Genomic DNA, 26,061 nt, shown 5'->3' with positions numbered 1-26,061 from the left:
TTAGTCCAGTTTATTGAACACCACATTGTTTTTGCCTGTGAAGCGGGTATTTTTCGATAAGTGATATAAGGAAATTTAATGTCAGACCGGCCGCTCGATCTCGGATGGATGCGCATCTTTACCGAGGTTGCCCGCCAGGGCAGCCTGACGGCGGCGGCGGGCTCCCTGCGGCTCACCCAGCCTGCCGTCAGCTATCAGATGCGCAGGCTCGAAGAGGAGCTTGGGGTGGCGCTCATCCGCCGCAAACATCGCGGCATCGATCTGACGGCAGAGGGACAAAGGCTGTTCGAGATCGTCTCCCGCAATGTCGATGCCATTGATCTGCTCGCGCAGCAGCTTCGGCGGACGGAGGAACGCCAGACCATCCGCCTGCATACGGACTATGCCTTTTCGTCATTGTGGCTCATTCCGCGGATGCACGGATTTCGAGCGCTCAACCCTGACATCAACATCCAGATCGTCGCCACGCAGGACCCGTTGGGTCAGGGAAAGCATGACAGCGACGTGATGATCATCTTCGGCACCCGGCAAGAGGCGGGTGACGGGGCCGTACTGCTGCTTTCGGAAAAAGTCACGCCGGTCTGTTCACCTGCGTTTTTGGCAGCAACGCCGGCGCCCGCAGGCGTTGCTGATTTTTCGCGGCGGAAACTCATCCACCTCGAAAATACCTCATCAGCGCACTGGTTCGACTGGCCTTCCTATTTCAAGCATTTCGGCGTTCAGAGAGGCCCCGAAAACGACGGCGGCGACATCAGCTTCAACAATTACACCATGGTGGTTCAGGCGACCATTGGAGAACAGGGCTTTGCGCTCGGCTGGGCCGGGCTCGTCGATCCACTGCTCGAGGCTGGCGTACTGGTCACGGCAGGCCCTAGCCTCGATGCACCGGGGCGCGGCTACTGGTTGATGCGGCCGAAAAGCAGCGACAGCGCGGTGAGAAAACTCACCGGCTGGCTGATCGACGAGCGGCGGTGAGGCCGCCGCAGCCGCCCCCGGCGTCCGGTTCAGATCGGATAATGCAGCGGCCCGTCCTGCAGCGTGACCCAGCGTAATTCGGTGAATTCCGCAATGCCCGCCGTGCCGCCGAAGCGGCCGTAACCGGAGGCCTTGACCCCGCCGAAAGGCATCTGCGCCTCATCGTGAACAGTCGGCCCGTTGATGTGGCATATGCCGCTTTCGATCCGCGCGGCAATGGCAAGCGCCCGCGCCTGGTCCCTGCCGAAAATCGCGGCGGAAAGACCAAACTCTGTTTCATTGGCGATGCTTACCGCCTCATCGACGCTGCCCGCCCTGATGATGGAAACGACCGGACCGAAACTTTCCTCGGAATAGAGCCGCATGGCGGGAGTGACGCCATCGATGGCGATCGCATCGAGCATGGTGCCGGTGCCGCCACCACCCGCGACCAGCTTTGCGCCTTTGGACACGGCGTCGTCCACCAGCGCCCTTATGCGTGACGTCGCTTCGGCGCTGACCAGCGAGCCTAGCGGTGTTTTTCCCTCGCGTGGGTCTCCGGCCGTGAGGTTGGACGCTTTTTTGGCGAAGGCCTGCACGAATGTATCGGCAACGCTGTCGAGCACGATGATGCGCTCCGTCGACATGCAGATCTGGCCCTGGTTCATGTAGGCGCCGAAGGCGGCCGCCGCGACAGCGGCGTCGATATCGGCATCATCAAGCACGATGAACGGCGCCTTGCCGCCGAGTTCCAGCAGCGCCGGTTTCAGGTAGCGGCCGGCCGTTTCGGCAATCACACGGCCAACGCGGGTCGAGCCGGTGAAATTCACCCGTCTGACGGCGGGGTGCGCGATCAGCGTATCGACGATCTTTGCCGCATCTTCCGGCGCATTGGAGACGGCGTTGAGCACGCCCTTCGGCAGACCTGCCGATGCCACCGCCTCGATGATCAGCGCATGGGTGCGCGGGCAAAGCTCCGAGGTTTTCATCACAACCGTGTTGCCGCAGGCGAGCGGCGTGGCGATGGAGCGTACGCCGAGAATGACGGGAGCATTCCAGGGGGCGATGGACAATACCACGCCCGCCGGCTGGCGCAGTGCCATCGCCGTCGTTCCCGGCCGGTTGGAGGGAATGATCTCGCCCTTGATCTGGGTGGTCAGGCTTGCGGCCTCCACCAGCATATCGCTTGCGAGCTTCACATTGAAACCAGCCCAGGCATCGGTCGCGCCGATTTCTTCCTTCATCGCCTGGGTAATGTCAGGCCCGGCGGCGAGTAGCGCCTGAGCCGCCGCCAGCAGCAGGCGGCGGCGCTCGCCGGGCGATGTGGCCGACCAGACGGGAAAGGCGGCAGCGGCAGCATCGGCCGCACGGGTAGCGTCCTCCACCGTTGCCGCCGCCGCGCTGGTCGCAACGTCGCCGGTGATCGGATTGTGACGCTCGAAGCGCTTTCCGCTCGCGGCCGGGCAATGGTCGCCACCGATGAAAAGATTGACAGTCTGCATGGTCTTCCTCCTGAATTCAGACAATGGCGGCGGTGGTGCCGCCGAGAAACGCCCGTTGCACGGCGGCATCGGCGGAGAGGGCCTCAGCTGAACCTGCTCCGACGATACGCCCCGCTTCCAGCAAATAACCCCGGTCGGCCAGCGCCAGGCTTTCGCGCACATTCTGCTCCACGAGCAGAATGGAAAGGCCGCTTTTCTTGATCTCGGCCAGGGCGGCAAAAAGTTCCTGCGTGACGATGGGCGCAAGACCCAGACTCGGCTCGTCCAGCAAGAGATAATCCGGTGCCGACATCAGCGCCCGCCCGATGGCGACCATCTGCTGTTCGCCGCCGGACATGGTGCCGGCAAGCTGCTGCCGGCGTTCGGCGAGACGTGGAAACAGCGAGAAAATATGCTCCCGTGTCACTTTCTCTGCTGAACGGGCATGGCGGGGATTGGCGCCGAGGCGAAGATTATCCTCCACCGTCAGCGCCGGGAAAATTCCGCGTCCTTCTGGCACCAGCGCCACGCCGCAGTCCACGATCCGATGAGGAGGAACAGCGACAAGCGACGCACCGTCGACGCGCACTTCGCCGGACGCCGGCACAACCATGCCGCCGACGGCTTTCAGCAGCGACGACTTGCCGGCGCCATTGGCGCCAAGCAGAACCACGGTTTCGCCCTTCGCAACATTGAGCGATATGCCATCAACTGCGAGATGTTTGCCGTAGCGGATTGTTAACGCATCTATTTCAAGCATGTGGCGCTCCCAGATATGCGGAGATGACCTGCGGATCATCAAGTACCGCTGCCGTCGGCCCGTCGGCGATCTTGCGGCCGGCCGCCATGACCACGGAGCGAGGGCAAAGGGCGCGCACGGCCGCCATGATATGTTCCACCAACAGAATGGTCGTTCCTTCCGATGCCAGCCGCCGGATCAGCGCGATCCCCTCCTGCAGCTCCGTGGGGTTGAGGCCTGCAAGCCATTCGTCAAGAAGCAGAAGCTTCGGTTCGCCCGCAAGCGCACGCGCCAGTTCGAGGCGCTTCTGATCGATATAGGTGAGATCGCCGGCCGGCATGACTTCCCGCCCCGCGAGCCCTATTCTTTGCAGACAGGTGCGCGCGACCTTCTCCGCCGCTGGGCGGGACAACCGCTGCGGCCCGAACATGGCCGAAACCGCGACATTGTCCAGCAGGGAGAGCGAAGGCAAAAGCCGCACGAGCTGGAAGGTGCGCGCCACGCCGGCGCGCGCAATCGCATCCGGCCGCCGGCCGGCAATCTCCTGCCCTTCCAGCCGGATTGATCCCTCCGTCGGCTTCAGCGCGCCCGAGATCAGGTTCATCAGCGTCGTCTTTCCGGAACCGTTCGGCCCGAGCAGCCCCACGACCTCGCCAGCCTTGATAGTCAGGCCCAGACCGTCCACTGCCTTCAGCCCGCCGAAGGTCTTGCGGATATCAGCAATTTCGAGAACCGTGCTCATGCCATCTTCTCCTTTTTGCGCAACTTCTCCAGCGCCGCCAGCACGCCATCCGGCAACACAAAGACGATGAGGATGAAGAGAGCGCCGAGAATGATGGAAAAATGGTTGGGGAAATTGGCGCCCAGCCATTCAAACAGCAGGAACAGCGGCACAGCACCGAGGATGGGTCCCCAGCGGCGCGTGGCTCCGCCAAGCAGGGCCATGATCACGGTGAGGAAGGAAACCTGAGGATTGAAGACGATGGCCGGCTCGATATAGACCCAGCGCGGGGCCTGGATGGCGCCAACAAGCGTGATGATGGTGGCGGACAGCACGAAGAGCGCCAGCTTGGTGCGGGCAAGATTAATTCCTGCGTGGGCGGCCACCACCTCATCATCGCCGATTGCCTTCAGCGCCAGGCCGAGCTTGCTGCGGTCGATGAGCGTCGACAGGACAAGAGTAACGGCGGCCAGCGCCAGCAATTGCCAGAGGACATGCTGCGGCTCCAGCGGCAGGAAGATATAGCGCCCGAGCGTTCCGGTCACATTCACTTCATACCAGGTGATGAGCTGTCGGATGAGTTCGGCAAGGCCGAAAGAAAAGATCACGAAATAAATGCCGGCAACGCGCAGCGTGGAAAGCCCGACGACGAAGGCAAGCGCCGCGCCGACAAGGGCGGAGCACAGGAGGACGAGCAGCCAGGGCAAGACCTCGCTCAGCACCGCGACCGTATAGGCCCCGACACCGAAAAAGGCGACGGTGGCGAGCGATATATAGCGGGTCGGACCGGAGAACATGGCCCAGGCGGAAGCAAGCGTGGCATAACCGAGAAGGCCGATGATGACGCCGACACCATAGGCATCGAAGAAGAAAGGGGAAAGCGCCAGCAGCGCGGCTGCGGCGAGGCCGATCAGAAGCGGAATCATTTGCCCCTCCTTGCGAAGATGCCTTCCGGACGCCAAAGCAGGACCATGAGAAAGAGCAGGTAGGTGGCGGCAAGTGTGAGGCCGGGATCGACATAAACCAGCACAAAGGTTTCCACGAGACCGAGCAGCAGCCCGGCGACCAGCGCGCCGAGCAGATTGCCGACACCGCCCATGATGACGACGACAAGCGCCTTCATGGTGAAGACCACGCCATAGGAAGCGGAGAAGGTCTGGTACATCGAGATCATCACCCCGCCCGCCACGGCGAGTGCGCCACCGAGAGCAAAGCCGAGGGAAGCCACACGGTTCACATCGATGCCGACCAGCGGCGCGGAACGGGGCGACAGCGCCACTGCCCGCAGGTTAAGACCCCAGCGGCTGTGGGTGAGCGCCAGATAAAGCCCACCGCCAATCAGGACGGACAAACCGAAAGACAGAAGCCGGTTCAATGCCACCGTCGTGCCGAAGACATCGACGCCGTCGGCCAGATAGGAATAAGAATGGTAGTTGCCACCGAACGCCACGAGCATGATGCCCTGGATAACGAAGAGCAGTCCGAAGGTTGCCAGAATGGAATCGACTTCCAGACGGCCAGAGCCGCCCGAACGGCGCACCAGCGGCCGCATCATGACCCGGTAGATCGCGAAAGAAAGGCCGTAACCGAGCGGTACGATGATGAAAAGCGACCAGAGCGGCGAAAGCCCGTAACCGGAAAACAGAACGAAGGTGATGAAGGCAGCCGCGATCAGCACTTCGCCATAAGCGAGGTTCATGATGCGGGCGATGCCATATTGCAGCGAAAGTCCAAGCGCGATCAGCGCATAGGTCCCTCCCAGCATCAAGCCGAAGATGAGGGTGGATAAGAACAAGGAAATGTCTCCAGTCTGGAACGTGGCCGAAGCCTTCCGGCCGGGTTCACAGGTCCCGGCCGGAAAGGGCTTACCATTGCGGCTTCGGGACAAGGGGCTTGGCCGCACCTGAACGTTCCGCGGGCGCAATCGCGACGAAACGCTCGCCCTGCCATTGCCCCGCCCACCACAGCTGACGAAGCTGGTTGTCTTCAAGTTTGACCGGGCCGATAACGGTGTCGAAGCTTCCAGTCGAAAGCTCGCCTGCCACCGCCGCCTTGTCGAGCCCGACGCGCTGGATTGACTGGGCCAGCATTTCGAGGCTCGCATAGGTGATGGCGCTTGCCCAGCTGTCCGGCTTGGTGCCGATGAAGGCTTCGTGACGCTTGAAATAATCCTCGATCCTGTCGCTGCTTCCATCGACGCCGCCGATGCTGATGACACCTTCCTGCTTGCCATCCGAAACCTTCGGGAAAATCGGGAAAGCACCGCCGACACCGACGTAGAACACCTTCGGATTATATCGTGCGGTCTGCGCCTGCTTCGTTACCGCGAAACTGTCCGGCGGGTAGGAGAAGGCGATGAAACTGTCCGCACCGCTTGCCGCGGCCTCGTTCACAAGCGCGGCAAAATCCGAGGTGCCGACCGGATAGGTCTTGTCATAAGCAAGCGTAAAACCTGCTTCCTTCAGCGCGGGTCGCGCAGCCTTGATGAGATCGATGCCGAAACCGTCCGCGACAGATATCACGGCCACCTTGTCATTGATCTGGCCTGCTTCGCGGGCGGCTTTCAAAACATCGGCCAGTGCATTGGCATAGTCGTGCCCCCCGCCCAGCATCCAGAAGCTCTTCTTCCAGCGCGCGGCGAAATCGGGCGCCTTGTCGGTGACGCCGGTGACCGCGAGCTGCGGATAACCGAAACGGTCATAGAGCGGCGCAACCGCCAGATTAAATCCCGTGCCCCAGGGCGGCAGGATGAAATCCACCTTGTCCTGGCTGGCCAGCCGCTCGGTGAACCGCACCGCGTCCTCGGCCGAGGAACGGTCGTCATATTCGACCACGTCAACTGGAAAGCGCTTGCCGTCGGGCAGCGTAAGGCCGCCGGCATGGTTGACCTCCTTCACCCATAATTTGTAGTTCGGAATGGTCGTGATACCCGCGCCGGTGGCATTGGCGCCGCTTTTTGACACAGCATAGCCAATCTTTACGGAAGTGCGGTCCTGCGCAGTGGCATGACTGAAAGACACTGCAGACAGGGCAGCACCGGAGAGCAGGCAGAACAGCGTTCTGCGCTTCAAATTGTTCATGATGTTCCTCCCAAAGCGCTCGATCGGGCAGCCCTTCTCCTCAAGACTCCCCACGCGCAGATCGAAGTTTAGCAATGACCGTTGCATATAAAATGCACTAGTGTAGTGCATTATTGCACTTTTGGAGGTTGAATGCCGCTGCACAGCCAGTTTGCCGCCAATCGCGTGGAGATCACGGCACGCACCTTCGCCTCCTCGCTGCGCGTATCGGAATTCCGGCTGGAAGCAGACAGCGCCCACATGCTTTTGCTTTCTGTCGGGGAAGCGGAGATCACGCAGGGCGATAAGAGGCTGGATGTCCCTTCGCCGGGGCTCATCTGGCTGCCCATAGGCCCGGCCGGCCGCGTGAGACTGAGCGCCGGAAGCCGCGGATCGCTGTTGACGACCACCGAAATCGGGCTGGCTCACGCGATGCCGACGGGCACGAGCGCAAACGCCGTACGCGCGATACTGCAGCGTATTCTGGTACAGACACCCGAAGAACAGGACCAAAAGGAACTGGAGGCTTATCTCCAGACAATCGCGAGCGAAAATGTCCGCGCAGCGACCGGTTCCGACACGATCATCGCCAGCCTGCTCTGCGTCACCCTTGTCCGGGTCTGTCAGCACGCCATCGCCGATGTTGCTGCCGCCGTCTCCACCCCGGGCGGCCTCACCGAACGTTTCGTCCTTCTGGTGAGCCAGCACAAGCACGATCAATGGGCCGTCGAAGATTATGCACACCATCTCGGCGTTACCCGCGAGCGACTGGGATTCGCGGTCCGCAAGGCCACGGGGCTTTCGCCACAGGCCTATATCCACCGGGAACTCCTGTCAGAGGCGCGCGACCTTCTTCTGAACTCTTCGCTGCAAGTCGCTGAAATCGCGTTTCGATTGGGTTTTCAGGACCCCGGCTACTTCAATCGCTTCTTCACCCGCAACGAGGGGACCTCTCCCGGCCGTTTCAGAAGAACGGCAAGGCAGAAGCAGAACATGCCGCCGCCATCCTATGCGGCCTGGCCGTGACGGGACAGGAGGCTGACAACTACGCGGCTTCCAATTCCTTGATATTCGCAAGGTCCGTTTCCAGCCTCGTTGCAGCCGCCTTAATGTCAAAAGCGTTCTGCAAGTTCAGCCAATATTCCGGGGTGGTCTTGAAAAACTTTGCCAGACGCAAGGCGGTGTCCGCGGTGATACCAAGTTTCTCTCCCGCAATCCGTTCTATGCGGGTGCGCGGAACATTGAGGTGCCTTGCGAGCGCGTATGCCGACATCCCCAGCGGCTCAAGATAGAGTTCCCGCAGGATTTCGCCCGGATGGATCGGAGGCGATTTACTGATTGTCATGCTCGCTGGCCCTCCTTGGCCGATTTGTCATGAGCCTTTCCACGAGAATAACCGACTAGTGATAGTCGGTTATTTCCACGTTTTCCGGCCCTGCTTGCGTCCAGACGAAGCAGATGCGCCACTGCTTGTTGATCCGGATCGAATATTGTCCCTCACGGTCGCCGGAAAGCTTTTCCAAACGATTACCGGGCGGTGACCGAAGGTCTTCAACCGTAGTCGCCGCATCCAGGACCGTGAGCAGTTGCTGGGCGCGGCGTAGCATATCGGAGGGAAATCCCTTCTTCACAGATCCGTCGTCAATCGAAGCAGTCAGCTTGTTTTTGAAAGAACGGATCATTGCCTGCCTCTTGATGTTCGTATCATAAACAGATACGCGCAGAAGTCAACAGAACCGTATCTTAAAGAGATACGTTATTATTTCCCCTCGACGGTCCGATGCCGCCCGATAGGCAGCATCATCGGCTTGCCCGACGTCGGGTCCGTGATGACACGGCTTTCAATACCAAAAACGTGGCGGACATTTTCTTCCGTCAACACGTCTTCCGGCGTGCCGAAGACATGCAGCTTTCCGTCGCTCATGGCGACGAGATGATCGGCATAACGGGCTGCGAGATTGAGATCGTGCAAGACCATGACGATGGTGGTCTCACGCGACTGGTTGAGGTCTGTGAGAAGGTCCAGCACCTCGACCTGATGGCTGATATCGAGGAAGGTGGTCGGCTCATCCAAGAGCAATATGTCGGTCTGCTGGGCAAGCGCCATGGCGATCCACACGCGTTGCCGCTGACCGCCCGATAATTCATCCACCGGCCGTTCGGCAAGCTCGACCGTGTCGGTGGCGACGAGTGCTGCGGCAACCGCTTCGTCATCCTCACGTGTCCAGCGTGCGAACAGGCCGTGATGCGGATGTCGTCCACGGCTGACGAGATCCGCAACCACGATACCTTCAGGCGCTATCGGCGATTGCGGCAGGAGACCCATCCGCTGAGCCAGTTCCCGGGAAGGCAGACGATGGATCGACTTGCCGTCAAGCAGGACCTGACCGGCGCGCGGTGTGATGAGCCGCGACATGCTGCGTAGCAGAGTGGACTTGCCGCAGGCATTCGCGCCGACGATAACCGTGATCTTCCCGCGCGGGACGGTGAGGTCCAGCCCTTCTATGACGAGGCTGTCGCCATAGCCGGCCGAGAGGCCGCTTAGGGAAAGAGAGTGGCCGGTCATAACGAGCCTCCGCTGCGGTTGACCCGCACGATCAGATAAATCAGATAGGGTGCACCGAGCGCACCGGTGACGACGCCGACCGGGTAACGGCCGGGCAGCAGGAACTGGCCGCAATAGTCACCCGCCAGCACCAGCACCGCCCCGACCAGTGCGGCGGGAAGGAGCAGCGATCCATTGCTGCCGACGATACGCGCTGCAATTGGTCCGGACAGGAACGCAACGAAGGCGATCGGCCCCGAGACGGCCGTAGCAAAGGCGATCATGCCAACGGCTGCGACGATGACGATGATGCGTGTTGCCCCGACCCGAACGCCGAGTGCCGCGGCGGCATCATCACCGAGCCTGAGCGTCTCGAGATCCCGTGCACGGCTGAGAAGCAGGCCGCCGAAAAAAACCAGCGCGATGGCAAGCGGCAGTGTCTGGGCAAGTTTGGCGCCATTGACACTGCCGGTCAGCCAGCGCATCGCCTCCTGCAGTGTCCAGGCCGGCGCGACGGAGAGAATATAGGCGATGATGCTTTCCAGCATGGCGGAAACACCGATGCCGACAAGGATCAGACGCGTTCCGGCCACGCCGTTGCGGAAGGAGAGGAGATAGACCAGCAGGGCGATGCCAAGGCCGGCGACGACGGCGACAACCGAAACCAGCGGTCCGTTCATCTGCAATACGACGATGGCAAAGACGGCGGCGGCGCTGGCGCCGGAGCTGATGCCGATAATGTCGGGGCTGGCAAGCGGGTTGCGTAACATGATCTGAAAGGCGACGCCGCCAAGGCCGAAGCTCAGCCCCGCCAGCACCGACAGCAGCGCGCGTGGCAGGCGCAATTGTCCGACGGTAAAGCTGACGCCGGCGATGTCCTCGCCAAGGAGCACGCGGATCACCCGACCGGGCGGGGTGAATGATTGGCCGAGCGTCAGCGTGAGCGCAAAAGCCGCGACGAGAAGCGTCAGCAGGCAAAAGATGACGAGACGGCGCCGGCCCTGCCGACGATGGCGGTTGAAACCCAGCGTTTCGACGACTGACGGAAACATGCTCACAGCTCACGCACCCTCTGCCGTCTGACGATCCAGATGAAAAAGGGCGCGCCGACCAACGCCGTGACGATACCGACATCGAGTTCGGAGGGCCGCGCGACGATGCGGCCGACAATATCGGCGGCTAGCAGCAGACAGGCGCCTCCAAGTGCAGAAAACGGAAGGAGCCAGCGATTGTCCACCCCGACCAGCAAGCGGCAGAGGTGAGGCACCACCAGACCGACAAAACCGATCGGGCCGCAAATGGCGGTGGCAGCGCCGCACAGAAGAATGGCGCCGAAGGATGCCATGGCTCTGGCGACGGCAACGTTTTCTCCAAGGCCGGCGGCCAGCTCGTCGCCAAGCGCCAGTGAATTCAACTTCCGCGCCGAAAGCAGGCTTATGACGAAACCGGCAGCCAGAAAGGGCAATACGGTCTCGATACGTTCGAAGGTCGCCCCGCCGACACCACCGATCTGCCAGGCGCGGACGCCGCCGGCGATATCGCTGCGCGGCAACACCACGGCGATGACGAGCGAGGAAAAGGCGACGGAGGTGGCGGCACCCGCAAGTGCGAGTTTCAGCGGGGTCGCCCCGCCTCGGCCGAGCGAACCGACAACATAAACGAAAACCGCCGATACCCCCGCCCCTGCAATTGCGACCATGATGAAGGCATGAGCCGAGGCGATGCCGAACCAGACGATGCCGATGACGACGGCGAGCGACGCCCCCATGTTCACACCGAGAATACCGGGATCGGCAAGCGGATTGCGCGTGACACCCTGCATGATGGCACCGGCCAGCCCGAGTGCCGCCCCGGAAAGCAGGGCAAGCAGCGTGCGCGGCAAACGCACGGCAACCGCTGCCTCGGCAACCGTCTCGACGCGGCCGCTGAGCCCACCAACAATATCCGTGAATGAGACGTCACGCGTGCCGATGGCGACGGACAGCGCACAAAGCAGCGAGAGAAGCGCCAGCACCGCGCCAAGCCATGCCGATCGCACGCGGTTGGAGCGGCCGGCTAGCAGCACGGCCGTCGCTTTGCCGGATCCAGACATCGTCACTGCGATTTCCCGGAGGATTTATCAGCAGCCTTTGCCAGAAGATCGGCATAGTCCTTCAACACCCACGAAATCGACAGAGGTGTGGGATTGGAGGCGGTGCCGAGCGGATCGCGCCCCAGCATGACGACAGCATCGTTTGAGACGGCGGGCATCCGAGCGAGAAGCGGATCGGCGCGCATGGCATTCAGTAGCGGCTCGCTACCATAGGTCACGATGATATCGACATCGTCGAAGGCATCGACGCGCTCGGCGCTGATACCGGCAGCGAATTGCCCAGGCCTCGTTGCCTCCACAACGCTTTTGGGGGACGCAAGGCCAAGATCCTCGAAGAATTTCACCCTGGTATCATTGGCGGTATAGAAATTGACGACGCTGAGATTGGTAGCGTCGAGATGGGTGACAAACATGGCCGACTTGCCCTTCAGTTGCGGGTGGCCGGCAACGACCTCGGCTATTTCACCCTCGATGCGCCTGATGAGCGCCTCCCCTTCTGCGGCCATTCCAAGACCGGCGCTATTCAGCCGGATCATGTCGCGCCAGTCCGTTGCCCATGGCGAGACAGGATAAGCGACCACCGGCGCGATCTGGCTGAGCGTGTCGTAGTCGGACTGGCTGAGGCCGGAATAGGCCGCGAGGATGACATCCGGCTGCGTTGCCGCCACAGCCTCGAAATCGATGCCGTCACCCTCATCGAACAGCACAGGCTTTGACGCGTCGAGCTCGGCTAGCCGCTTTGCCACCCAGGGCAGCAGCCCGTCGCCGTCATCATCGCCGAAGTTGGCGGCGGCAAAGCCGACGGGCACGATGCCGAGCGCCAGCGGCACCTCATGGTTGGACCAGGCAACGGTGGCGACCCGCTCGGGCTTCTTCGCAATCGTCGTCGTGCCGAAAGCATGTTTGATGGTGACGGGATAGGGTGCCGTCTCCTCCGCCACAGCTGTATTCTGTGCGATCACGGACAGAAAAAACACGAAGACCGGTAGAAGACCACAAAACAGGCGGGGCATGAGCGAGGCTTTCAAAGTTCAAAAGTGGACTTGAATTCTCAGCTTCAATTGCCCCCGTCAAGTCCGGTGAGGAAATGCTTCCGCAACAGCGGTGAAATTTCCGGGGTTTTGTACAAAACCGCAAAAATCTACAATACCGGACAAACTTTCTCAAGTTATTGGGCGCATCGAGAGTGGTCCGTGAAAACGGCGATCGGGGCATTAATTTCTGGAACCTACCAATGAATATCGAAATCCAAGGCAGAAACCGCAAAACCGCGCGACGTCTCCACGGGAAAGCGGCCCTGCTGGCCTGCACGGCGCTTGCCGCTTCCATGCCCGGCCTTCTCGTGGCGCAGGAGGCTGCCAACACGGGCGGCAGCACGGTTCTGGAGACCATCACCATCGACAGCGGTGACAATGATCAGAAATCGATCGTCGCCACCCGCACGACGAGCGGCAGCAAGATGGCGACCGATATTCTCGACACACCTGCCTCTGTCTCTGTCATCACCGCCAAGGAAATGCAGCAGCGCGGCGTGCAGACGGTGGAAGAAGCACTGCAATATACCGCCGGCGTCACCACGGATTTTTACGGCTCCGACGACCGTTTCGACTATTTCAAGATTCGCGGTTTCGACGCTTACATGTACCGCGACGGCTTGACGCTCGGCCGCCCCTTCGGCGCGCTGCGCGAAGAAACCTATGCCTATGAGCGCGTCGAAGTCATAAAGGGCGGCAATTCTACCACCTTCGGCGTTTCGGACCCCGGCGGTTCGGTAAATTACGCCACAAAAGTGCCGAAACATGCGCGCTTCGGCGAAGCCTATGTGACCGGCGGTTCTTATGGCCGCGCGGAAACCGGCTTCGATTTCGGCGACAACATCACCGGCGACGACACTCTGTCCTATCGTCTGACCGGCAAGCTTCGCAACGCAGATGCGGAATATGACTATTCCCGCGACGATGAGAAATTCTTCATGGGCGGTCTTACCTGGCGTCCGACCGACGCCACCAGCCTCACTGTCGTTTACGACCATCTTAACAAGGATGGCGTTCCCGGTGGCGGCGGCCATCCCGTCGGCTCGCATTTCGACCGGAGCCGCTTCTTCGGAGAACCCGACTACAACTATCGCGGCACGAACCGCAACTCGCTGAGCGTGATGTTCGATCACGATTTCGGATCCGGTCTGACGCTGAGTTCCAACGCGCGCTACAGCAAGGCGAATACGGACTTCGGTTATGCCTATATATCGTCGACGCCGACCAACGGTTCGACCATCGCCAATCGTTCTTACTTCGGCAACGACACCGAGACCGAAAACTTCCTGGTCGACACGCGCCTGCAATATGACGCGCGGTTCGACAACGTCGAAAGCCGCAGCCTGGTCGGTGTTTTCTATAATGACTACACCTCGGGCAGCAAAAGCTACTTTGGCGCTGCACCGAGCATCAACTGGATGAACCCGATCTATACCGGCGCGCCCTCTTCCGTGCCGCTCTATGCGGACTCCCTGACGGACCAGAAGACAAGAGCGCTCTATCTGCAGCAGGACCTGACCTTCTTCGACAGGCTCACCATCAGCGCCGGCCTTAGAAACGACTGGATCGACACCGACCAGACAAACCGGCTGAACCGCACGACGGCGAGCGGCGACATCAGCGAACTTACGAAGCGCATTGGTGTGTCCTACAAGATAACCAACGAGATCGCGCCCTATATCAGCTATGCTGAATCGGTTGTGCCCGCGTCCGGTCTCACCGTCGAGCCGGAGCGCGGCGAACAGATCGAACTCGGCGTAAAGTACCGTCCGGACGCTTTCCCGGCTCTCTTCACCGCCTCGATCTACGATCTGAAAAAGAACAACATCACCGTCACAAGCCCGATCACCAGCCTGCCCACAACGATCGGCGAGGTGCGTGTGCGTGGTCTTGACCTCGAGGCCAAGGCTGAGGTCACAGACAGTCTCAGCCTGACGGCAGCCTATTCCTATCTCGATGCGGAAATCACCGAAAACGGCACTGGCGGCAATGTCGGCAACAGGCCGCAGTTTGTGCCCGAACATCAGGCCTCACTATGGGTCAACTATACGCTTGCGGGCAACGACCATTTCGGTGACATGACGTTCGGTCTCGGCGGCCGCTATACCGGCGCCTATTATTTCGACAACGCCAACAAGGTCGAAACCGGAAGCAGTGTGACCGTGGATGCGGCATTCAGCTACAAGATCCAGGAAACCGCCTCGCTGGATGTCAATGTCTCCAACCTTTTCAACGAAAAACACGTTTCTTATGGCGGGTTCGGAGCAGACTTCTACAATCCGGGCAGGGCGTTTTCGGTTACTCTGCGCAAAACATGGTGATGTAAGATATCCACAATACTTCAATATATTGTGGATATTTCCTGATGTCATGCTCTGGCTTGCCCGAGATTCAAACAGGCGGTCGCCCACCACGGCCTACGCATCAGGACGCAAATCCCGCCTTTTCAAAGCAGCCTGTGCAGACGTCGCCAGGCAGCAGGCGTGTTACCCACGGACTGACGGAAAGCCTTGGTGAGATGAGCCTGATCGGAAAAACCGAGCTGGGCAGCAATATCGGCCACCGTCAGATCGCCTTCCAGCAGAAGTTTTTGTGCGGCATCGATACGCCGCTCAAGTTGCCATTGCAGAGGTGTTTTGCCGGTTGTCTGGCGAAACACCGTGGCGAACCAGCTTTCCGACAGCCCGACAATATCGGCCATCTCGGCGACCGTCATGCGGTCATCACCGCGCTTTTCCACGCGGGCGAGTAACCGGTTCATCTGCGCCTGCGTCAGCCTGCCACTGGCCTGCTCGGGCGTTGATCCGGGAATATCCAGCAAGCCGGCAACAATACTGCCGACGAGGCTTTCGGCATAAAGCGGATGTTTCTGCGGCTCGGCCAGTTCATCCACCAGCAGGCCCGCCAGGGTTTCCACTCCGCCGATATCCTGTATCTCGACCGGACGGCGTAACGCGGTCATGGCCGCCGAACCGCCGACCGCCGGGGACAGGAAGCGCAGAAGGCGGTCCTTGTGGATATGCAGGTTGAGATGGGAAAAACGATGCGTGGCGTTGCTGCCCGTCCACATGGGCACGCCTGCCGGCACGTAAACCGCCCGCGTCATCGGCCGCGAATGTTGCGAAAGCTCGCCGTCGCGATTTGATATGCGGATCCGTGACGAGACGTCGTTGAAGAAAATCATGATTCGCGGATCGGCGGCGAGATAATACCCTTTCGCCCCCACTTGGCTCTCCGCCTCCCAGAAAGCGCTGACCAGCCCGTCGAACTGGCGCCACTTGACCGGCGCGGTGACGCTGATCCCTTCCGTGTGCCAGGTCATGGAATGCCAGAAACCCAATGCAATTACCGTCCGGTTGTCGAGCCGAGGCCGAGGCGTGGAAACAAACGTGGCACAGGGCAATCGTGGCAATCACCCTGCACGCCGCCATAACATGACTTATCTATTCATGTTAATAGCAAAGATCATTATGAATAGAAACATTCTCCCCCCGCGAAAAGGCTGGAACCTCTGCCCGGGACGACCGTTGAATTCCTGACAGAAACCAAACGAGGGAGATTATTCATGGACCGCAACAAGGAACCCGGCGACTTCGCAGAGAAGAAGCGCGAGGAACAGGGCCGCGGCGTCATCGTGGCCGGACCGGATGCCCACGAGAATGAAAAGAGCGGCAGAACCCCGTCGCAAGGGGCGGAGAAATCATCCCCGGAGCGTCCGGTACCGTCTTCCGACCGTCGGTGAGCCGCCGCCGCGTCCAGCACATTTGCGCAACGCGTGTGAGAGCGCCAAGCCGATCTACGAGAAGCCGAAAACAAAAGCGCCCCCCCGATCGCTCAGGGAGGCGCTTTTTAATGGCAAACAGGCTCGTTACAGAAGATCGAAACGGTCGGCGTTCATCACCTTCGTCCAGGCGGCGATGAAGTCGCGGACGAATTTTTCACTGTTGTCGTCCTGTGCGTAGACTTCCGCATAGGCACGCAGGATCGAGTTCGAGCCGATCACGAGATCGACACGAGTGGCGGTATATCGTGCCACGCCAGTCCTGCGGTCACGAATCTCATAGAGATTGTTGCCGGTCGGGACCCAGGAATAGGCCATATCCGTCAGCGTCGTGAAGAAGTCGGTTGTCAGTGCGCCGGGCTTGTCAGTGAACACGCCATGTGCCGCACCGCCGTAGTTCGCGCCGATGACGCGCAGACCGCCGACAAGTACTGTCAGTTCCGGCGCAGTCAGGCCGAGAAGCTGGGCGCGGTCCAGCAGCAGTTCTTCGGGGCTGACAACATAGTCCTTCTTGATCCAGTTGCGGAAACCATCCGCCAGCGGCTCGAGCGGAGCGAAGCTGTCAGCATCCGTCTGCTCGGCGGAAGCGTCGCCGCGGCCCGGTGCAAACGGCACGGCGATATCGAAGCCGGCCGCTTTTGCCGCCTGTTCCACGCCGTAATTGCCGGCCAGAACGATGACATCCGCGATGCTCGCACCGGTTTCACGGGCAATCGGCTCGAGAACCGAAAGCACATGGGAAAGACGGGCGGGCTCGTTGCCTTCCCAGTCCTTCTGCGGAGCAAGGCGGATACGTGCGCCATTGGCGCCGCCGCGCTTGTCCGAACCGCGGAAGGTGCGGGCGCTGTCCCAGGCGGTGGCAACCAGATCTGCGACCGGAAGGCCGGAAGCGGCGATCTTGGCCTGCACGGCAGCCACATTGTAGCTCGTGGAGCCTTCGGGGACAGGGTCCTGCCAGATCAGGTCTTCTGCGGGAACATCCGGTCCGAAATACCGGGATTTCGGCCCCATGTCACGGTGCGTCAGCTTGAACCAGGCGCGGGCGAAGACTTCGGAGAAATGATCCTGATCATCCTTGAACTTCAGCGAAATCTCACGATAGATCGGATCGACCTTCAGTGCCATGTCCGCATCGGTCATCATCGGGATGGTGCGGATCGAGGCATCCTCGACGTCAACAGGCTTGTCTTCTTCGGCAATGGTGATCGGCGCCCATTGCGATGCACCGGCGGGGCTGTGCGTCAACGTCCACTCATGCTTGAACAGCATGTCGAAGAAGCCGTTGTCCCACTTGGTCGGATGGCTCGTCCACGCGCCTTCGATACCCGAGACGACGGTATCACGACCGATGCCGCGGCCCTTGGTGTTGATCCAGCCAAGGCCCTGATATTCCGGGCCTGCGGCTTCCGGATCGGGGCTGAGATTGGCCGCGCTGCCATTGCCGTGCGACTTGCCGATCGTGTGGCCGCCGGCGGTGAGCGCCACGGTTTCCTCGTCGTTCATGCCCATGCGCGCGAAGGTCTCGCGCATCTGCGCCGCCGTCGCCAGCGGATCGGATTTGCCGTTCACGCCTTCCGGATTGACGTAAATGAGACCCATCTGCACGGCGGCAAGCGGGTTTTCCAGCGTTTCCGGCTTCGTCACGTCGCCGTAACGACCGTCGCTCGGAGCCAGCCATTCCTTTTCATTACCCCAATAGGTGTCCTTTTCCGGAGCCCAGATGTCTTCACGGCCGAAGGCGAAGCCGAAGGTCTTCAGGCCCGCAACGTCATAGGCAATGGTGCCGGCGAGAGCGATCAGGTCTGCCCAGGAAATCTTGTTGCCGTATTTCTTCTTGATTGGCCACAGCAGGCGGCGGCCCTTGTCGGTGTTGACGTTATCAGGCCAGGAATTGAGCGGCGCAAAACGCTGGTTGCCGGTGTTGGCGCCGCCGCGGCCGTCCGTTACGCGATAAGAGCCGGCGGCATGCCAGGTAACGCGGGCCATCATACCCACATAGCTGCCCCAGTCAGCCGGCCACCAGTCCTGGCTGTCGGTCATCAGGGCCCGAAGATCGGCCTTGAGGGCCTCGACATCAAGCGTCTTCAGCGCTTCGCGATAGTTGAAGGAGGTGCCTAGCGGATTGGTCTTGGTGTCGTGCTGATGAAGAATATCGAGGTTCAGCGCGTTCGGCCACCAGTCGGTCACCGATTTGCCGGAAGCCGTATTGCCTCCGTGCATGACGGGACATTTGCCAGCCGGTTTTGAAGTTGCGTCCATTTCGCCCTCCGATGGGTTTAGCAATTAAACAAAATAAGTTCGACACGGGCAGCGGTAGGAATCAGCGTTCGCAACGGGTTACTGCCAACCGCAGCGACACTGACGGCCTTTCACAGCTACAGCCTCTTTCTGTCAGGACGATGACTAACAGGCGGGTTCCATAATTTCCAATTGTATATTCTAAAGGCTGCGATATGCTGAGCTTATGATTTCGCTCTCCATGAAACATCTCCGCTATTTTGACGCTTTGGCGAAGATCGGCCATTTCGGGCGTGCTGCCGAGGCCTGCGCCATTTCGCAGCCCGCCCTTTCGCTGCAGATCCGTGAACTGGAAGAACTGATCGGCGCACCGCTGGTCGAAAGAGGCAGCCGGCAGATCAGGTTGACCGCTCTTGGCGAGGAGTTTGCCGAGCGCACCCGCGCGATCCTTCAATCGGTCGATGAGCTGCAGGATCTGGCGCGGGCTCGGCACGGGCCGCTCAGCGGCCGCCTGCGCATCGGCGTCATTCCGACTGTTGCTCCCTATCTTCTGCCGCAGGTCATCAAGACGCTTACGAGACATTACCCCGGGCTGGAAGCACGTCCGCGAGAGGCGGTGACGCAAAAACTGATCGAGGACCTTCTGGAGGCCCGGCTGGACATGGCCATCGTCGCCCTCCCCGTCTCGGAACCGTCGCTGGAGGAAATCCCGCTGTTTTCCGAGGAATTCATCTTGGTGCGGCCGATGGAGGATGCAGGCATGCCGGTGCCGAGCGCCGACAAGCTCGGCGAAATGCGCCTGCTGCTTCTGGAGGAAGGCCACTGTTTCCGCAATCAGGCGCTATCCTTCTGCAGCACCACGAATGCGCCGCCCCGCGTGCTGATGGAGGGCAGCTCACTATCCACCCTGGTGCAAATGGTCGGCGCCGGCATCGGCGTCACACTCATTCCACAAATGGCCGTCGACATGGAGACAAGGCAGTCCACGGTCTCGGTCTTCCGTCTGGCGGAACCGCGACCGTCCCGCACCATCGGTATCGTGTGGCGGAAGAGTAACCCGCTTTCGACGCAGTTCGCTCATATTTCGGAGATCGTCCGAGACTGTGGTCTTCAGAAGCTCGGCCTCACATCCTGATGGCTACGATCTCAGGTCTTCATGCACTTCGGCCTTGCGGGCCCTTCCGTTTGCCCTTTGGCTTGAAATCGACCAGCAGCGATTTCAGCTCGATATCCCTGACCCTTCTTGCGGCCTCGTCCGGGCGAACCCATTCCACCAGGCGCTCGCCACGCTCCTTGAATTTGGTTTCCGCGCCCGTCACCTCGATCTGAAACACGTCCACGACGCAGGGCACGACTTCGCCATCATCGAGCATCTTGAGATAGGTATAGCGGCCGACCGCTTCCTTTCTGACCCGGCCACGAACACCGGCCTCCTCCCAAGCCTCAATTGCCGCGGCCTCATGGGGCTTCTTGCGCTTCATCGGCCAGCCGCGCGGAATGATCCAGCGACCGCTGGTGCGTGAGGTAACGAGCAGGATTTCGACATTGTCATCGCCCCCGCCATATCTAAAGCACAGCGCAGCATATTGCTGCCGGAAAGCGCCTGTGAAGAGCTTTTCCGGAACCGCAGCAAGCTGCTGAAGCAATGTCAGGGGGCGGGCCGGGCGGGATTTCCGGCTTTTTTTCGTCGATTTCATATCCGTTGATAGTGCTGATTTTCCGGGTTGCATCAATGCCCCGCGTGCATTTATGACAGTTTTATGACAATTACCCCCCACAACATTAAAAGCGCCACTGAGGGCCAATTCGCATGATGAGCTTTTTCCGCAAACTGATGCCGCGCGAGGATCGTTTCTTCGACCTGTTCAGCAAACATTCCGAAACCGTCATCAAAGCGGCCGAAGCCCTGGACAGCCTGTTGAGCGGCGTCGATGTCGAAAAGAACTGCGATCTCATCGTTGCCCTCGAACATCAGGCGGACGACATCACCCGCGACGTGTTGCTTGCGGTGCGACGCAGTTTCATTACGCCTTTCGACCGCGGCGATATAAAGGACCTTATCCAGTCCATGGATGACGCCATCGACATGATGCACAAAACGGTCAAAACCATCCGTCTCTTCGAGCAGAGCGAATTCGACCCGCTGATGAAGGAGATGGGCCATGAGATCGTGCGCGCGGCTAGCCTGATCGCAGAGGCCATTCCGCTTCTCGAAAAGGTCGGCACCAATGCCCAGCGCCTGTCATCGATCGCCGAAGAGATCACCCGCGTCGAGGGGCGCTCCGACGACCTGCACGACCAGGGACTGAAAGACCTGTTCCACCGCCATGGCGCCGCCGGCAATGCCATGGCCTACATGATCGGCAGCGAGATCTACGGCGAACTCGAAAAGGTGGTTGACCGCTTCGAGGATGTGGCCAACGAGATCAGCGGCATCGTTATCGAGAACGTCTGATGGATGTCGCACTTGCACTGCCGCTGCTTGTCGGCCTCATCGCCATTGCACTGTTCTTCGATTTTCTGAACGGTCTTCACGACGCCGCAAATTCCATTGCCACGATCGTTTCCACCCGGGTGCTGCGGCCGCAATATGCCGTTGCGTGGGCGGCCTTCTTCAATTTCATAGCCTTCCTCTTCTTCGGCCTGCATGTGGCGGAAACGCTCGGGACCGGTATCATCGATCCGGCCATCGTATCTCCGCAGGTGATTTTCGCGGCGCTGATCGGCGCGATCGTCTGGAACATCGTCACCTGGATTTTCGGCATCCCCTCCAGTTCGTCGCACGCCTTGATCGGCGGCCTCGTTGGCGCAGGTCTGGCAAAGGTCGGCTTCAATTCCATCGTCTGGTCGGGGCTGCTGAAGACAGTCGGCGCCATCTTCATGTCACCGGCTATCGGCTTTTTCCTCGCGCTGCTTCTGGTGCTTGCGGTATCGTGGCTTTTCGTGCGGCAGACGCCCTTTGCAGTCGATCGCACCTTCCGCGTCATGCAGTTCATCTCCGCCTCGCTATATTCGCTAGGCCATGGCGGCAATGACGCGCAGAAGACCATGGGCATCATCGCCGTGCTGCTGTTCAGCCAGGGACATCTCGGGGAGAGTTTCTACGTGCCTTTCTGGGTGGTGATTTCCTGCCAGTCTGCCATGGCGCTCGGCACCTTGTTCGGCGGCTGGCGCATTGTTCATACGATGGGTTCGAAGATCACGCGGCTCAACCCGATGCAGGGTTTCTGCGCTGAAACGGGCGGCGCATTGACACTGTTCGGCGCCACGTGGCTCGGCATCCCGGTCTCCACCACACACACCATCACCGGCGCCATCGTCGGCGTCGGGGCCGCACGCCGCGTCTCCGCGGTGCGTTGGGGACTGGCCGGCAACATCGTCATCGCCTGGATCGTGACCATGCCGGCCGCGGCACTGATTTCCGCTTCCGTTTACTGGCTGACGTCGCTGTTCGGCTGACTCCCTGCCCCATCGGCCCCTCCCGGAACAAAAACCACACCGTGGCGGTTTGATCCGGGAGATCAACGGGCAAGCGGATCGCGGGAAATGGCACGTCAGGTTTTCTGGAAGGGTTATCTGAAGCTCTCGCTGGTGACGGCTTCCGTATCGCTGACACCTGCAACGACAGAAGGCAACAAATACCGCTTCCACGTTCTCAATCGCAAGACCGGCAATCGCGTCGAAAGCCGTTATGTCGACAGCGTCACCCATCGCCCCGTTGCGGCGAAAGACCAGGTGAAGGGTTTTCCCCGTGGCGAGGACGATTATGTGCTGCTCGAGGATGACGAGATCGATGCGGTGGCGCTCGAAAGTACCCGCACCATCGATATCAAGACCTTCGTGCCAAAAGGCTCCATAGACTGGATCTGGTACGACCGACCGCACTTTCTTCGCCCGGAAGACAAGATCGGCGCCGAAGCCTTCAGCGTCATTCGCGAGGCCATGACGGCAAACGGCGTTTTCGGCATTGCCCGGCTTGTGCTCTACCGGCGGGAACGGGCCGTGCTGCTGGAACCTTCCGGCAAGGGCATCATCCTGTGGACATTGCACTACGGCGAGGAGGTGCGCGAAAGCATCGACGCTCTCGATCCGAAGATGAAACTTGAAAAGCCGCTACTGCAGGCCATGGAAAAACGCATTTCCAGCCAGATGACGGAGTGGAAACCGACGTTGGTTCAGGACCCGATCCAGAAAAAGATCAAGTCGCTGCTCAAGAGCAAAGGCAATGAAGCGCCCGCCTCGAACAAGAAGGCCGGCACCAAGGCCCGAACCGGCGGCAACGTCATCAACATCATGGACGCTTTGAAGAAAAGCATCGCGGCCGAAAAGAAGCGCTGAGACGCGGTCTTAGCGCGCCTTTTTCGGCAAAACCTCCGCGGCGGCAAAAAAGCCCTCCCAGGGATCATTCTTCAGTGCGGAAAGACGTGCCCCGATATTGTTGACCGTGAAGTGGGCAGGACCGATATCGGCCGTGAGTTCGGACCATTCGAGGGGGGCGGAGACCGCCGCACCCGGCCGCGCCCGGGTCGAATAAGGCGCCACCGCGGTATTGCCGCGACCGTTGCGCAGATAGTCGATGAAAATCCGGCCTTTGCGTTTTGCCTTGGTTGCGACCGAGAGATACCTGTCCGGCTCGGCCTTCGACATCTCTGCGGCCATGGCTTTGGCAAATGCCTTGACTGCCGTCCAGCCCGCCTGCGGCTTCAGCGGGGCGACTACATGAAGCCCCTTGCCGCCTGATGTCTTGACGAAAGCTGCCAGACCCGCCGCTTCAAAACGCCGCTTCAGTTCGAGCGCCGCCTCTATCACATTCTCCCAGGAGACATCCTCGGCGGGATCTATATCCATGGTGATCATATCCGGCTTTTCCCAGCTCGCGGTGGTCGCTCCCCACGGGTGGATTTCAAGCGCCGCAGACTGCACGAGCGCCATCATGCCGTCAAAATCGGTGATGCGGATCAGGGGCTCACCGGCCTTGTCCTTTGGATCCCTGATCTGTTCTATGGCCTTGTTGATGCCGCGCCAGGCGTGTTTCTGGAAAAACCGCTGCCCTTCTATACCCTCCGGGCAGCGCAGCAGCGCCAGCGGCCTGTTGACCACGAAGGGCGCCATCTGCTTCCAGACCTGGGCATAATAATCGGCAAGACCTTCCTTCGTCACGCCGTCATCCGGCCAGTAGAGGCGCTCCGGGTGAGTGAACTGGATGGCAGACTGCGGCGGCCTGGTGTCGTTCACGGCCTTCTCCTCGCGTTCAATTTCTTGAGCAGGCTTATCCTTCGTCCTTTTGGGCTCAGGGTCTTATCGAAGCTGCCTTTGGCGTTATGGGTCTGCAATCCATGGATCAGCTCGCTTTCCGCGACGTCTTGCGGCCTGACGGCTTCGCTTTTTTTCCGGTGTCTTCCCTTGCGCTGCGACGAAGCGCCTCCTTGAGATCAATCACATTGTCCTGTTTCTGCGGTGCCCGCTTGCGGATTTCCCGGCCTTCAATCTTGGCTTTCACCAGCTCCGCAAGGGCATCGTTGTAACGGTCGCTATAATCGGAGGGATCGAAGGTGCCGGCCCGCGTTTCGATGATATGACCGGCAAGTTCCAGCATTTCGTCATCGAACTCGATGTCCGGGATGGATTTGAAGACGGTGTTCTCTGCCCGAACCTCGTAACCAAAGTTCAGCGTGGTTGCGACGAGCGCCCTGCCGCTCGGCCGGATGAGGACCACGCGGTTACGCCGGAACAGCACGGCCTCTCCGAGGGCAGCAACATTTTCGTCTTCCATCGCTCTGGCGAGAAGCGTCAGCGCCTCCTCGCCACCTTCCTGTGTCGGCGCTAGATAATAGGACCTATCGAAGAAGAGCTTGTCTATGTCGTCGCACTGGAGGAAATGCCGGATGCGGATGACCTTGTCATTTTCCGGCATCAGCTTTGAGATTTCGTCACCCTCGATGACGATGTAATCGCCATTATCGCGTTCGTAGCCCTTGACCTGCTCGTCCCGTTCGACCGCCTCGCCGGTATCACTATCCACATATTGCCGCTCCACGCGGTGCCCCGTCTTGCGGTTGACGATGTTGAACGAGATTTTCTCCGACGAGGTGAGCGCTGAATAAAGACCGATCTCACAATTCAAATCACCAAAGACCAGATGGCCTTTCCAGCTTGCCCTCCTGGTCATGACGCCCGCCCGTGATTGTCGTTACGCGACGAGCGGCCGCCATTCCGGTCTGCGGCAAGAATGCGCTCGATGGCAGGAACGTCCGCTTCCGCAAGAACCGGCACAGGGTCGGAGGCCATGGCTTCCAGCACTTCAGGGGAAAGGCCGCCATTGCGAATGACCCATTCCATGGCCTCTCTCGTCTGCCTTTCCGCCCTCAGCTGCGCGTAAAGGGCCAGTATAAGCCGGTCGCGCACATCGAAGGGTTTTGCATCCGTTTGCGAACGTCGTTCTTGCCTTTTCATGTCTGCTCCTCGACCAGCCAGCTGGCGCCTGAGTCATTGTCTCAGGCAATACCCTTGCCGCCGGTCACGCCGTAAACCTCACCATTGATAAAACTGCCGTCCTGCGATGCGAGCAGAACATAGACCGGCGCAAGCTCCACCGGCTGGCCGGGGCGGCCAAAATCGCTATCCTTGCCAAAATTGCGCACCTTTTCGGTGGGCTGGCCGCCGCTCGGTTGCAGCGCCGTCCAGAACGGGCCCGGTGCGACAGCGTTGGCGCGCACACCCTTGTCTATCAGCTGCTTCGCGAGCGCTTTGGTGTAGGCCACGATGCCCGCTTTTGTGGTCGCATAATCCAAGAGGATTGCAGAAGGCTCGTAGGCCTGTATCGAGGCCGTGGTGATAACGGAAGCGCCTGGCTTGAGATGCGGAACGGCGGCCTGCGCAATCCAGTGAAGAGCATAGAGATTGGTCTTCATCGTGCGGTCGAAATCTTCGGTCGACAGTTCCTCGATGCCCTCGCGATATTGCTGTCTTGCGGCATTGATTACCAGAATATCCAGGCCGTTGAGATCGCCAGCCGCTTTTTCGACCAGCTCGCGACACCAGCCTTCATCGGTAATGTCGCCGGGTAACGCCACCGCCAGACGGCCCTCTGCCTCGATGAGCGCGACCACCTCCTCGGCGTCGGATTCCTCTTCAGGAAGGTAGGAGATCGCGACATCCGCTCCTTCTCGTGCGAAAGCTATTGCCACCGCACGGCCGATGCCGGAATCGCCGCCCGTTATCAGCGCCTTGCGACCGGCAAGCTTGCCCGAGCCCCTGTAGCTCTTCTCCCCATGATCCGGAAGGGGCGTCATGTTTGTCACGAGACCAGGCATCTCCTGCTCCGGCGTCGAAAAAGGCGGGCGCGGATACTGACTGCGCGGATCCTGGGGCTCGAGGCGGTCTGTCATTGCGGGCTCTCCCAATAAAAGGTGTCCAT

Annotated in this window: 26 protein-coding genes and 1 pseudogene; 8 read left to right on the top strand and 19 right to left on the bottom strand. The window is 60.3% G+C overall.

Going from position 1 to position 26,061, the window contains the following annotated elements:
* Nucleotides 1-78: 78 nt before the first annotated feature.
* Nucleotides 79-975, top strand: coding sequence for a choline sulfate utilization transcriptional regulator (locus QE453_RS08300; RefSeq protein WP_004444701.1), 897 nt, complete (start codon nucleotides 79-81; stop codon nucleotides 973-975).
* A 29-nt stretch (nucleotides 976-1,004) separates the two neighbouring features.
* Here QE453_RS08300 and QE453_RS08295 read toward each other — a convergent pair whose 3' ends face one another.
* The 6 genes from QE453_RS08295 to QE453_RS08270 form a co-directional block, all read right to left on the bottom strand.
* Complete coding sequence (locus QE453_RS08295) at nucleotides 1,005-2,456, bottom strand: aldehyde dehydrogenase (RefSeq protein WP_135856235.1); 1,452 nt, start codon at nucleotides 2,454-2,456, stop codon at nucleotides 1,005-1,007.
* Between the two features lie 16 nt (nucleotides 2,457-2,472).
* Nucleotides 2,473-3,195: an ABC transporter ATP-binding protein gene (locus tag QE453_RS08290; protein ID WP_135856237.1), complete on the bottom strand. Its 723-nt coding sequence runs from the start codon at nucleotides 3,193-3,195 to the stop codon at nucleotides 2,473-2,475.
* Nucleotides 3,188-3,916, bottom strand: a complete 729-nt coding sequence (locus QE453_RS08285) for an ABC transporter ATP-binding protein (protein ID WP_035208324.1) — start codon at nucleotides 3,914-3,916, stop codon at nucleotides 3,188-3,190. Before QE453_RS08285 ends, QE453_RS08290 begins: the two co-directional genes overlap by 8 nt.
* The gene (locus QE453_RS08280) at nucleotides 3,913-4,821 is read right to left on the bottom strand and encodes a branched-chain amino acid ABC transporter permease (protein ID WP_135856239.1); all 909 of its coding nucleotides are present in this window, start codon (nucleotides 4,819-4,821) and stop codon (nucleotides 3,913-3,915) included. The genes QE453_RS08285 and QE453_RS08280 overlap by 4 nt, the downstream gene beginning before the upstream one ends.
* Nucleotides 4,818-5,690 (bottom strand): branched-chain amino acid ABC transporter permease, encoded by an 873-nt coding sequence (locus tag QE453_RS08275; protein ID WP_135856241.1) that lies wholly within the window; start codon nucleotides 5,688-5,690, stop codon nucleotides 4,818-4,820. The genes QE453_RS08280 and QE453_RS08275 overlap by 4 nt, the downstream gene beginning before the upstream one ends.
* Nucleotides 5,691-5,760: 70 nt before the next feature.
* On the bottom strand, nucleotides 5,761-6,975 hold the full coding sequence (locus QE453_RS08270; protein WP_135856244.1) for an amino acid ABC transporter substrate-binding protein: 1,215 nt from the start codon (nucleotides 6,973-6,975) through the stop codon (nucleotides 5,761-5,763).
* A gap of 132 nt (nucleotides 6,976-7,107) precedes the next feature.
* Between QE453_RS08270 and QE453_RS08265 the strand changes: the two genes are divergently transcribed.
* Nucleotides 7,108-7,980: a helix-turn-helix transcriptional regulator gene (locus QE453_RS08265; protein ID WP_004444713.1), complete on the top strand. Its 873-nt coding sequence runs from the start codon at nucleotides 7,108-7,110 to the stop codon at nucleotides 7,978-7,980.
* A gap of 19 nt (nucleotides 7,981-7,999) precedes the next feature.
* Here the strand turns inward: QE453_RS08265 and QE453_RS08260 are convergent, their stop codons facing one another.
* From QE453_RS08260 to QE453_RS08235, 6 genes are all read right to left on the bottom strand, one after another.
* Nucleotides 8,000-8,299, bottom strand: coding sequence for a HigA family addiction module antitoxin (locus tag QE453_RS08260; RefSeq protein WP_112766393.1), 300 nt, complete (start codon nucleotides 8,297-8,299; stop codon nucleotides 8,000-8,002).
* A 55-nt stretch (nucleotides 8,300-8,354) separates the two neighbouring features.
* Complete coding sequence (locus QE453_RS08255) at nucleotides 8,355-8,636, bottom strand: type II toxin-antitoxin system RelE/ParE family toxin (RefSeq protein ID WP_045533913.1); 282 nt, start codon at nucleotides 8,634-8,636, stop codon at nucleotides 8,355-8,357.
* Between the two features lie 77 nt (nucleotides 8,637-8,713).
* A complete protein-coding gene (locus tag QE453_RS08250) occupies nucleotides 8,714-9,520 on the bottom strand; it encodes an ABC transporter ATP-binding protein (protein ID WP_135856246.1) in 807 nt (268 codons plus the stop codon).
* Entirely contained in the window at nucleotides 9,517-10,551 is a 1,035-nt protein-coding gene (locus tag QE453_RS08245; RefSeq protein WP_135856248.1) for an iron chelate uptake ABC transporter family permease subunit, read from the bottom strand. The genes QE453_RS08250 and QE453_RS08245 overlap by 4 nt, the downstream gene beginning before the upstream one ends.
* Nucleotides 10,552-10,553: 2 nt before the next feature.
* Nucleotides 10,554-11,591 (bottom strand): FecCD family ABC transporter permease, encoded by a 1,038-nt coding sequence (locus QE453_RS08240; protein WP_404977887.1) that lies wholly within the window; start codon nucleotides 11,589-11,591, stop codon nucleotides 10,554-10,556.
* 2 nt (nucleotides 11,592-11,593) lie between these two features.
* On the bottom strand, nucleotides 11,594-12,604 hold the full coding sequence (locus QE453_RS08235; protein ID WP_135856252.1) for an iron-siderophore ABC transporter substrate-binding protein: 1,011 nt from the start codon (nucleotides 12,602-12,604) through the stop codon (nucleotides 11,594-11,596).
* 221 nt (nucleotides 12,605-12,825) lie between these two features.
* Between QE453_RS08235 and QE453_RS08230 the strand changes: the two genes are divergently transcribed.
* Nucleotides 12,826-14,946, top strand: coding sequence for a TonB-dependent siderophore receptor (locus tag QE453_RS08230; protein ID WP_135856253.1), 2,121 nt, complete (start codon nucleotides 12,826-12,828; stop codon nucleotides 14,944-14,946).
* Between the two features lie 125 nt (nucleotides 14,947-15,071).
* Here QE453_RS08230 and QE453_RS08225 read toward each other — a convergent pair whose 3' ends face one another.
* On the bottom strand, nucleotides 15,072-15,965 hold the full coding sequence (locus tag QE453_RS08225; protein WP_309776718.1) for an AraC family transcriptional regulator: 894 nt from the start codon (nucleotides 15,963-15,965) through the stop codon (nucleotides 15,072-15,074).
* A gap of 225 nt (nucleotides 15,966-16,190) precedes the next feature.
* Here QE453_RS08225 and QE453_RS08220 point away from each other — a divergent pair, with 225 nt between their 5' ends.
* The gene (locus QE453_RS08220; protein ID WP_004444725.1) at nucleotides 16,191-16,367 is read left to right on the top strand and encodes a hypothetical protein; all 177 of its coding nucleotides are present in this window, start codon (nucleotides 16,191-16,193) and stop codon (nucleotides 16,365-16,367) included.
* 126 nt (nucleotides 16,368-16,493) lie between these two features.
* Here the strand turns inward: QE453_RS08220 and katG are convergent, their stop codons facing one another.
* Nucleotides 16,494-18,665, bottom strand: coding sequence for a catalase/peroxidase HPI (gene katG, locus QE453_RS08215; protein WP_135856257.1), 2,172 nt, complete (start codon nucleotides 18,663-18,665; stop codon nucleotides 16,494-16,496).
* A gap of 205 nt (nucleotides 18,666-18,870) precedes the next feature.
* Here katG and QE453_RS08210 point away from each other — a divergent pair, with 205 nt between their 5' ends.
* The gene (locus QE453_RS08210) at nucleotides 18,871-19,779 is read left to right on the top strand and encodes a hydrogen peroxide-inducible genes activator (RefSeq protein WP_135856259.1); all 909 of its coding nucleotides are present in this window, start codon (nucleotides 18,871-18,873) and stop codon (nucleotides 19,777-19,779) included.
* 19 nt (nucleotides 19,780-19,798) lie between these two features.
* Here the strand turns inward: QE453_RS08210 and QE453_RS08205 are convergent, their stop codons facing one another.
* Nucleotides 19,799-20,341, bottom strand: a complete 543-nt coding sequence (locus tag QE453_RS08205) for an NUDIX hydrolase (protein WP_034497986.1) — start codon at nucleotides 20,339-20,341, stop codon at nucleotides 19,799-19,801.
* A gap of 113 nt (nucleotides 20,342-20,454) precedes the next feature.
* On the opposite strand from QE453_RS08205, the gene QE453_RS08200 reads away from it, so the two are divergent.
* The 3 genes from QE453_RS08200 (at nucleotide 20,455) to QE453_RS08190 (ending at nucleotide 22,982) form a co-directional block, all read left to right on the top strand.
* Complete coding sequence (locus QE453_RS08200) at nucleotides 20,455-21,099, top strand: DUF47 domain-containing protein (protein WP_135856262.1); 645 nt, start codon at nucleotides 20,455-20,457, stop codon at nucleotides 21,097-21,099.
* Nucleotides 21,099-22,103, top strand: a complete 1,005-nt coding sequence (locus QE453_RS08195; RefSeq protein WP_004444749.1) for an inorganic phosphate transporter — start codon at nucleotides 21,099-21,101, stop codon at nucleotides 22,101-22,103. The genes QE453_RS08200 and QE453_RS08195 overlap by 1 nt, the downstream gene beginning before the upstream one ends.
* Before the next feature lie 87 nt (nucleotides 22,104-22,190).
* A complete protein-coding gene (locus QE453_RS08190; RefSeq protein ID WP_004444750.1) occupies nucleotides 22,191-22,982 on the top strand; it encodes a Ku protein in 792 nt (263 codons plus the stop codon).
* Between the two features lie 9 nt (nucleotides 22,983-22,991).
* Here QE453_RS08190 and ligD read toward each other — a convergent pair.
* From ligD to QE453_RS08170, 4 genes and pseudogenes are all read right to left on the bottom strand, one after another.
* Nucleotides 22,992-23,921, bottom strand: a pseudogene (gene ligD / locus QE453_RS08185) (non-homologous end-joining DNA ligase); the annotation flags it as partial.
* Between the two features lie 64 nt (nucleotides 23,922-23,985).
* The gene (locus QE453_RS08180) at nucleotides 23,986-24,813 is read right to left on the bottom strand and encodes a Ku protein (RefSeq protein WP_135856263.1); all 828 of its coding nucleotides are present in this window, start codon (nucleotides 24,811-24,813) and stop codon (nucleotides 23,986-23,988) included.
* Nucleotides 24,810-25,097, bottom strand: a complete 288-nt coding sequence (locus QE453_RS08175; protein WP_135856265.1) for a hypothetical protein — start codon at nucleotides 25,095-25,097, stop codon at nucleotides 24,810-24,812. Before QE453_RS08175 ends, QE453_RS08180 begins: the two co-directional genes overlap by 4 nt.
* 41 nt (nucleotides 25,098-25,138) lie before the next feature.
* Complete coding sequence (locus QE453_RS08170; RefSeq protein ID WP_108081287.1) at nucleotides 25,139-26,032, bottom strand: SDR family oxidoreductase; 894 nt, start codon at nucleotides 26,030-26,032, stop codon at nucleotides 25,139-25,141.
* Nucleotides 26,033-26,061: the final 29 nt, after the last annotated feature.

The sequence above is a fragment of the Agrobacterium sp. SORGH_AS_0440 genome (genome assembly GCF_031453135.1).
In the GTDB taxonomy this organism is placed as follows: Bacteria; Pseudomonadota; Alphaproteobacteria; order Rhizobiales; family Rhizobiaceae; genus Agrobacterium; species Agrobacterium pusense.
This window is presented reverse-complemented; position numbering and strand designations above follow the sequence as displayed.

Bases quoted from the DNA above. Each gene is read 5' to 3' on its own strand.
- QE453_RS08300 (WP_004444701.1), top strand. From the start codon at position 79: ATGTCAGACCGGCCGCTCGATCTCGGATGGATGCGCATCTTTACCGAG.
- QE453_RS08295 (WP_135856235.1), bottom strand. From the start codon at position 2,456: ATGCAGACTGTCAATCTTTTCATCGGTGGCGACCATTGCCCGGCCGCG.
- QE453_RS08290 (WP_135856237.1), bottom strand. From the start codon at position 3,195: ATGCTTGAAATAGATGCGTTAACAATCCGCTACGGCAAACATCTCGCA.
- QE453_RS08285 (WP_035208324.1), bottom strand. From the start codon at position 3,916: ATGAGCACGGTTCTCGAAATTGCTGATATCCGCAAGACCTTCGGCGGG.
- QE453_RS08280 (WP_135856239.1), bottom strand. From the start codon at position 4,821: ATGATTCCGCTTCTGATCGGCCTCGCCGCAGCCGCGCTGCTGGCGCTT.
- QE453_RS08270 (WP_135856244.1), bottom strand. From the start codon at position 6,975: ATGAACAATTTGAAGCGCAGAACGCTGTTCTGCCTGCTCTCCGGTGCT.
- QE453_RS08265 (WP_004444713.1), top strand. From the start codon at position 7,108: ATGCCGCTGCACAGCCAGTTTGCCGCCAATCGCGTGGAGATCACGGCA.
- QE453_RS08260 (WP_112766393.1), bottom strand. From the start codon at position 8,299: ATGACAATCAGTAAATCGCCTCCGATCCATCCGGGCGAAATCCTGCGG.
- QE453_RS08255 (WP_045533913.1), bottom strand. From the start codon at position 8,636: ATGATCCGTTCTTTCAAAAACAAGCTGACTGCTTCGATTGACGACGGA.
- QE453_RS08250 (WP_135856246.1), bottom strand. From the start codon at position 9,520: ATGACCGGCCACTCTCTTTCCCTAAGCGGCCTCTCGGCCGGCTATGGC.
- QE453_RS08245 (WP_135856248.1), bottom strand. From the start codon at position 10,551: ATGTTTCCGTCAGTCGTCGAAACGCTGGGTTTCAACCGCCATCGTCGG.
- QE453_RS08240 (WP_404977887.1), bottom strand. From the start codon at position 11,591: ATGTCTGGATCCGGCAAAGCGACGGCCGTGCTGCTAGCCGGCCGCTCC.
- QE453_RS08235 (WP_135856252.1), bottom strand. From the start codon at position 12,604: ATGCCCCGCCTGTTTTGTGGTCTTCTACCGGTCTTCGTGTTTTTTCTG.
- QE453_RS08230 (WP_135856253.1), top strand. From the start codon at position 12,826: ATGAATATCGAAATCCAAGGCAGAAACCGCAAAACCGCGCGACGTCTC.
- QE453_RS08220 (WP_004444725.1), top strand. From the start codon at position 16,191: ATGGACCGCAACAAGGAACCCGGCGACTTCGCAGAGAAGAAGCGCGAG.
- katG (WP_135856257.1), bottom strand. From the start codon at position 18,665: ATGGACGCAACTTCAAAACCGGCTGGCAAATGTCCCGTCATGCACGGA.
- QE453_RS08210 (WP_135856259.1), top strand. From the start codon at position 18,871: ATGATTTCGCTCTCCATGAAACATCTCCGCTATTTTGACGCTTTGGCG.
- QE453_RS08205 (WP_034497986.1), bottom strand. From the start codon at position 20,341: ATGAAATCGACGAAAAAAAGCCGGAAATCCCGCCCGGCCCGCCCCCTG.
- QE453_RS08200 (WP_135856262.1), top strand. From the start codon at position 20,455: ATGATGAGCTTTTTCCGCAAACTGATGCCGCGCGAGGATCGTTTCTTC.
- QE453_RS08195 (WP_004444749.1), top strand. From the start codon at position 21,099: ATGGATGTCGCACTTGCACTGCCGCTGCTTGTCGGCCTCATCGCCATT.
- QE453_RS08190 (WP_004444750.1), top strand. From the start codon at position 22,191: ATGGCACGTCAGGTTTTCTGGAAGGGTTATCTGAAGCTCTCGCTGGTG.
- QE453_RS08180 (WP_135856263.1), bottom strand. From the start codon at position 24,813: ATGACCAGGAGGGCAAGCTGGAAAGGCCATCTGGTCTTTGGTGATTTG.
- QE453_RS08175 (WP_135856265.1), bottom strand. From the start codon at position 25,097: ATGAAAAGGCAAGAACGACGTTCGCAAACGGATGCAAAACCCTTCGAT.
- QE453_RS08170 (WP_108081287.1), bottom strand. From the start codon at position 26,032: ATGACAGACCGCCTCGAGCCCCAGGATCCGCGCAGTCAGTATCCGCGC.